Annotated in this window: 5 protein-coding genes; 1 reads left to right on the top strand and 4 read right to left on the bottom strand. The window is 57.8% G+C overall.

Features of this window, described 5'->3' with window-relative positions; all coding sequences use genetic code 11:
• Window positions 1-569, top strand: a 569-nt coding sequence (locus tag K8V32_RS09580) for an AraC family transcriptional regulator (protein WP_303906417.1), incomplete at its 5' end; no start/stop codon positions are given.
• Between the two features lie 103 nt (window positions 570-672).
• Here the strand turns inward: K8V32_RS09580 and K8V32_RS09575 are convergent.
• The 4 genes from K8V32_RS09575 to K8V32_RS09560 all read right to left on the bottom strand — a co-directional run.
• Window positions 673-3438, bottom strand: a complete 2766-nt coding sequence (locus K8V32_RS09575) for a hypothetical protein (protein WP_303906414.1) — start codon at window positions 3436-3438, stop codon at window positions 673-675.
• Window positions 3439-3602: 164 nt separating this feature from the next.
• Complete coding sequence (locus K8V32_RS09570; RefSeq protein ID WP_303906411.1) at window positions 3603-4697, bottom strand: ATP-binding protein; 1095 nt, start codon at window positions 4695-4697, stop codon at window positions 3603-3605.
• Window positions 4698-4861: 164 nt separating this feature from the next.
• Complete coding sequence (locus K8V32_RS09565) at window positions 4862-6466, bottom strand: Na+/H+ antiporter NhaC family protein (protein WP_303906408.1); 1605 nt, start codon at window positions 6464-6466, stop codon at window positions 4862-4864.
• Window positions 6467-6562: 96 nt separating this feature from the next.
• A partial coding sequence (locus tag K8V32_RS09560) for a hypothetical protein (RefSeq protein ID WP_303906405.1) occupies window positions 6563-7426 on the bottom strand: 864 nt, incomplete at its 5' end.

Genomic DNA, 7426 nt, shown 5'->3' with positions numbered 1-7426 from the left:
GTGGCAGCATTATTATCCCTGTACCACTGAATCTCACCGCAAGTCAGCAGACATTTTCCACGCTGCAATTACTCCACATACCAACGAAGATTCGAGCCGAAACGATTTTCCAAGGCATCGGATGGGTCACTGCACTAAAACCCAACGACCGCGAGCCTACCGGTATGCCTCTATCCCTGCAGCCCACCGCAATCGACCTGTTCTTCGAGACCGAAGACTCCCATGCCCAACGAATTCAACATGTGCAGTTGGCGCTATATAAGAATCCTGGACACTTCGCCACGCTGGATGATTGGGCGCAGCGTTTTGGGATCAGCACACGAAGTCTCGAACGCTCATTCAACCATCAGGCTGGCATGACTTTTGGCACCTGGCGTCAAGCATTACGCATGCATCGAGCCATCGACTGGCTTGATGAAGGACGGCAGGTCAAGTGGATTTCATGCGCACTAGGCTACGCAAACGTCAGTGCGTTCAGCCGTGCTTTTACCAAACACAATGGCACCAGCGCCCGCGACTATCAAATCATGGCCCGCGATACAGTGCTCCGGCTGGATTCGACTCGCTGATCATGACTGGCACCACCCGCTGGATGCAGAACCGATGCCGAGCAACATCACCGCTGTCCTGCTGACGACGCTGGCGTGGGCATCTGCATTATTTGCCCGGGAGTTAGTCCCGGAACTCGGGGCTGAGCCAGTCCGGGTTGTATTGATCCAGCGGCGAGTAGTCGATCACGATCTCATCGCCGTCCAAGGTCACCGGAAATTCCATGGGCTCAAAGAACCCGACCTGAAACGGGGAGTAGACGCGTTCGCGGTCCATCCAATCTTGATCTTCATCATCACGAACCTGATAGCTCAGATGTATACTGCCCTCGGTCACGCGTGCCACAACGGGCCCAGAATATTGTGTCAGGTCGGTTGTGCCGCCAAAGGATGTGTCAGCGTCGGAGGGCAGCACCTCAATTTCGGGTTGGACTTCCCAGGTTCGGACCATGTCTTTCATGGCTGTCCAGGAGGTATCCTCCCAACTGGCTGCCTCACATTCGTCCACCCGAATGGTGCGGTCGGCCAGGCAGGATTCCAACCGGTTTTCCACCGCTGCAATCACATCGGTTTCAAAGGTCTCCGTGTAGCTTTGGCTAAATTCGATCGGGGTTTCAGACACCTCGCCGGGGGTGATCGTTAGTTCCAGGTCTTCCCCGTGGGACAGGTATTTGCTACCTTCCGGTGCGGAGAACAGGTAGGTTCCCGGCAACAGCACCTGCCCGGACTCGGCCGCAATATTTGCGATACCGGCCGGATCATAGGTCTCGGCGTCAACGTCTTGCTCGGTGGCCTGCCCGGTGGGGGCGATCTCGGCTTCAACCTCGTTGACGGTCAGCGTCGATGGCCCAGATACATAGGCGGCCCGGCCCGCGACGTCCCCGGTTTCTAATGCCCAGTCAGAAAATACCGCCGCCTGGGTGCCCGACGTCGTCAGCCCAAGTTCCAGCGGATAGGCCTTACCCGACTGGTACAGTGTGGCTTCAACGGTAGCCCTGGAGCCGTCTCGCGTCACGTCGCCGAGTTCAAAGCGATCCGGACGGTTGGTTGCACTCTGGTAGATCTCATCGGTTGCTAAGGCGCGGAGTTCATCGGTCACATTCGGGCCCATCTGGGCCAACGCGTCCTCGGCGCGACCATCCACCACGGCTTGTAAATATGCTTCAGCGGTGTGCTGCGGCCCAAACATGGTGCGCGCCAAGACGCTGTGCGCCGCCCAGGCGAGCCCGGCCAAAACCACAAGGCTCAACCCCGAGACCAGCAACACTTTGGTGCCCCGGCGCATACGGCGCGGCTCTGCCGGTGACTCAACGTGCCAGGCGTCAGGGTGTTGCCGGCCAGTCGCAAAGGCCTGCGTTGCCGGGTCGTCAGCCACGGTCTGGTAGGCCTGCTCGGAGGCGGTGGCCTGAATCGGTTCGGTGTGCACCGCCGGCAGCACCGTGGTGTGTTCGACAGTACCGGGCTGCTCACTGATCACTTCGGTGGCATCGCTGTCCTCCGGTGCCGGCCCGGGCGGTGGGGGAGGTGGCGCGGTGGCAGTCGTCGTCGGAGGGATTGTCGTTGCTGGTGGCAATGCCAGCCCTGCTCCGAGCACGCGCAGTAACCCGCGTGGCATGCGATACGCCAATTGGGGCATCACGTAGCTGGCAAGCACTTGCACCACTCCCCCAATAACCAGCCACAATAAGAAACCCCAGGCCGCTTGGGTGATACTTACCCGCAGGCTTTCCCCGAACATCGCCATGCTCAAATAGGCCCCGTTGGCAAAGGTGATCAGCACGCCTAACACCAGGTAGCCGGCCAGCAGCGTGATCCAGGACCAGGCGGCGTGCGCGTAGAACCGGGTGCGCAAGCTCCACCGGAAAGCGACGACGCCAAGGGTCAACACCATGACGAAGATGCCAATGACGACGACGGCTGGATGGGCGTCGAATAGCGTGAAGGATGCTGTTTCGACCCCTGCCATGAACTCCTCATTGGAGCGCGCGGTGACCGGAATGCAGTGCACCAGCGAAAACGCCGCGAGCGCCACATTTGGTAGTGCGAAGAGCACCGCGGGCAAGGCATCGGTTTCACCCTGGACCAACAGGGTGATGACCAAGGCGATGGCTGCCACCGCCGCGATCAGCATGACGTGTTCAAAAACGGCTGCGAGCGCCGTCATCGTGCGTTGTAAATTCACTCCCCGTTGGGGCAATAAGAAGAGATAGGTGGTGCAGCCGACCAGTACTGCGGCCACCAAGAATCCGGCCAATGACGCCGAATGCGCCCACATGCTGCCTTGCATGAGGCTTTCGTCGATGTGCACGCGGAAGCGGATTGTCGCAGTCAAGATGGTCACGACCGTTGCAAAGCTCAGGCCAGCAATGGCCGCGAGCAGTAGGCGAACCCCCAGAAATGTCACGCGCAGGTTGCCACCCAAGAAGCGTTGCGTTGTAATGACGGCGGTAATCCCTGCGGCCGGGATGAGCCAGGGTACAAAAAAGATGGTGCCCGATGCTCCGCTCATGCCCATGTCGGTGATGTCGAAACCAATGGACAGCGGTGACAGCAAGCCCATGCCCAACAGTTGGAAGGTCAACACGATCCAGGAGGCCCCGGTGGGGAAGAATTCGTCGAATTCAGGGGTGAAGTCCGCTGCCATATTGATTGCCCCGACGCCCAATGCTGCGGTGATGCCGGCCATGATGAGCGATCCGGCAAAGAATACCAGGGCAATTAGCAAGGCTCGCGCCCACACTTGGGCCGGAATGGTTTTGAACACCGACGGAGCCGTTGACCCGTGGCCGGTTTGACCGCCATATGGGTTTGGTCCTGGCCGAGGTGGTCCCCACGGCTGCTGGTGTGGGGCGACTGGTTCGGGTGGGCCCTGCGGTGGTTGCTGCGACATGCCAATTTTCCTACTCTGTTACTCAGCGTTGATCGGCGAGGTGTGATCTCACAAGCACCTTTATCTCTATCGTCTTTTTGAGACACCGTCCACAGTTGGAAGTTCTGTGACTGTGTGTGCAATTGGACGACGTAATGTATTCGCCGAAATACGAGTCTGGTTGGTCAGGTACGCAGATGATTTCGTAGACCGGGGATGGCGAAGTTGACTAGGCCGTGGCCTGCTGATTCGATCAGGCCAGCGTCGATAAGGCGAGCACGATAGTTGCCTATAGTATTGCGAGCGTCGCCTAGTCGCTGGCCAATGTCAGCCGTTCTGGAAGGACCGTCATCGTCAGCCATGGCACGGAGAAACTCCATGTCCTTTGGCGTGGCTGCTGCCAGTGCCGCTTCGATGACCATGCGGGTGTTGCGTCGGCGAGCTGCAGAGATAGCCAGATGCACTTGCTCGGGTTGTAATGCTCCCGCAGCGGTTTCGGCAACCTGCCAGAGGTGGTAACCAATAAGTTGGATCAAAAAGGGGTATCCACCGGTGGCCTCGGCTGCCACGCGCAGCAAACTTGGGTCGATGCGGTGAGGTAGGGCTGCAAAGACCTCTAAGTACGAAACTTCGACCTCATCAATAGCGGTCGCGTGGAGATCAATACGGTCGGCTCGACGTAGGAACGTCGCCACGCCTTCGTCAAGCAGGTCCGAAACAGCAGCCGGTAGACCAGCGAACACTAAAGCCACCGGCAGTCCAGCCCGGATAAAATGCTGAACCGAGGCAGCCAACTGAGCCAGTTCATCCCGATCAGCACCGTGAATCTCATCCAAGGTAATTGCCAGTCCAGTCCCTTGAACATCCAATAATCGCAGAAGCTCTTCTCCCAACTGGCGCCAACCGACCTGCTGTTCCGGAGGTAATTCAGTGTCTATTGAAAACCCAGCGATCCCAAGCCCTGTGATCCGTCGTTTAGGTGGACCAGCACCCAGCTCTTCGACGAACGGGAGCATCGCTTGGCCTAGCCGGCCAAGAAATCCGCGCGTGGCAGTCTCAGAGATCACTGCCCAACCGGCGCGACGCGCTTCATCTTCAGCCTCACCGAGCATCACGGTCTTGCCTATCCCTCGAGCACCGGTAAAGATTGTCAATAAGCCGGGGGCGCCAGCACGAATTTGAAGGCCATACGAAAACTCATCTAACAACCCTGCCCGACCTACTAATTGGGGCGGTTCAGCACCGGCTGTAGGTCGAAACGGATTCAATGGTGTCGACATTATCGCCCCTCGTTGTGAATATTAGTGTACCTTGTGAACATCAGTGTACCTTGTGAACATTGGTGTACATCGAAGCAAAACAAGATCGTCCAGTCTCGGAGCTGTCAGCTTCACTGACTATCCCGTTGCGCAGGGTGACCCTGTTGAATCAGTTGCTTCGGCTCTCACTCTTGGCTGTGACTGACCACCGGAGTTTCGGGATCGGGAATCGGCGGGCGCACTTTGCGGATCATCGCGGCAATGGCCACCACGAGCACCAACGTCGTCACCAGTCCGATAACGCCGCTGTGTGTCAGCGCGTAGGTAGCGTAGCCAATCAGTGCGGAGAGTGCTCCAACAAATGCGTATGGCAATTGAGTGGCGACGTGGGTTGGAACAGCGCAGGCCGCACCGGTACTCGACAGAATTGTGGTGTCAGAAATTGGTGAACTGTGGTCACCCCATACGGCACCAGCCAGGACGGCACCAAAGCTGGCAATCAAATACGCTTCGCCACCTTCCACCGCGTTCATCATTTCGCCTGCTAAGGGCAGCAAAATACCAAAAGCACCCCATGACGTCCCGGTCGCAAAGGCCATAATCCCGGCCACCACAAATAACACCGGGATCAACCACACGGTGGGCAGTGCGACTGCCTCGACTACCGAAGCTAGATATTCCCCGGTGCCCATCTCGGAGATCAGGTCCGCCAGTGCCCAGGCGAAGAGCAGGATCAGCACGGGTGGCAGCATGGATTTGGCACCGTGCAGGGTACCGCGTCGTTTGGTTCCGGCGGTAAACTCCGGGTTGCCTTTGGTATAGCGAATACAGTAGTAGGCGGCGACAATCAGTGCGGCGATCCCGCCAACATTCAGCGCAATCGCAACATCAGCGGCTTCCAGGGTATCGAGCACACCCCAGCTTTCACCTAGCATCCCGCCGGTCACGTACATGCCGGCGACCACACCAATAATGAGCATGGCAAACGGTATGATCAGCGCGCGCATCGCTCCGGGTTCATGCTTGGGCATGTCCTCGGCAAACGGGTCCGGGGTGTCGTCGTTGGGGTTTTGTAGGCCACCGCCCTGCACGGCACGTTGTTCTTCTGTGCGCATACTGCCGAAATCCAGGCCCCACAGGATAGTGAGCCATAACAACACCAGCGCGGCAATCGCATAATAGTTCATGGCCGCCGACAAGACGAACGCCTCGAGCTGAGTCAGCATCAGCGCGGAGGCACCCAGTAGTGGCGCCATGATCCCCATAATGGTGGCACCCCAGCTGGATAATGGCATCAGCACGACGACGGGTGCTGAACTCGAGTCAATCAGGTAGGCCAGTTTTGCCCGCGATACCCGGTACCGGTCGGTTATTGGGCGGGCGACTTGTCCGACGGCGAGCGCGTTGAAGTAGTCGTCAATAAAGATGAGCATGCCCAACAGCCCGGTCAAGATCTTCGCGCCGCGTCGCTTGCGGATCCGTTTGGCAGCCCATTCTGTAAACGATGACGCCCCACCGGACATCATGACCAGTGCGGTGACAATGCCCAGTTGGAATAAGAACGCCACGATGAGGATCGTGTACCAGTTGATCGCATCATCAACCCACACCAGGCGTAGCACCGCTTCGCCGATGGTCACCAGCATGGTCAGCGGGTTGAAATCAGCAAGCAGCAAACCCGCGGTGACAATACCAGCACCAAGTGAGATTAATACTTTTTTGGTGGCGATAACCAGGACGATCGCCACCAACGGCGGCAGCAGCGTCAGGATCGGATAGGCGTCAAGCACGATCACACCTCATGAAAATTTCTGCTCAGGTTCTTCTAAACATTAGCAGCGTGCCGCAGACTCTTCGACGTGACACTTGAAACCCTAGGTGGTGTCTTATGCAGCTGCCTTGAGTTCAGCCAGGGCCAGCATTGCACCAAACGCCATGACTGGACGCAGTGGTTCTGGGATAAAGGGCCTGGAATCTCGGATTTCTAAGAGCCCCATCGACTCAAAGCTTCTGAGATGCCGGGCGGAAAAGAGTGAAGCGGGCTCTGCTTCCGAAGAGTTATCCGGTTGGGCCGTGGGTTCTTGTGCCTGAACCAATTCCATTATTTTGGCAACCGTAAGAATCACCGCCATTTCACCGAGTGGTTGATCGACGGCGCCCAGTAAGTATTCGCGGACGTAGCTCACCATGAACATTTCTATCAGTTCTATATCGCCCAGCTGAGGAGTTGTCAGCACGTCGGAGAGGGGGCCAGGTTTGATGCGGGTAGCGGAGACCTCGATACCTTCGTGAGTTTCAAGAGCTGCCCACCAGGCTCGTAACTCACCGATCGCTTTGGCCGACTGTACGTGTAGGGTGGGTTTCTTTGGGGCTGGTTTCGACAAATCCAGGGCCTGCACAGCGGCATCAGTGAATTCTAAAGGTGGAGCTTTTGCCACGCCTTGCGCAGCAATGCCGATCATGTTGGCCACCGCACCGATATCAGCGCGTCGCGGCATGCCGGTACTAGTGACGGGTTGTGATCTACCGATCCACTCTATGAGTTTGGTGTTACCGGAGATCAGGGGTGTGGCCACAATTGCGGCGTAGCGGTCCTCATCGGGAACATCCTCAAGCCGATCTAAAATGGCTCCCAGTTCGGATGGGAATCCGCCCTCCTCGTCGGCTGTCATCTCAGTAATGATCTCGTGGGGTTCTTCCCAGAGGTGCGCTTCATCGCCGTCCAACTGGAAGTGCACATAATCGTGCAG

Origin of the sequence: Enteractinococcus helveticum (genome assembly GCF_020742345.1) — a bacterium.
Classification (GTDB): domain Bacteria; phylum Actinomycetota; class Actinomycetes; order Actinomycetales; family Micrococcaceae; genus Yaniella; species Yaniella helvetica_A.
The sequence above is the reverse complement of the archived record's forward strand: the minus strand, read 5'-3'. Positions and strand labels throughout refer to the sequence as shown.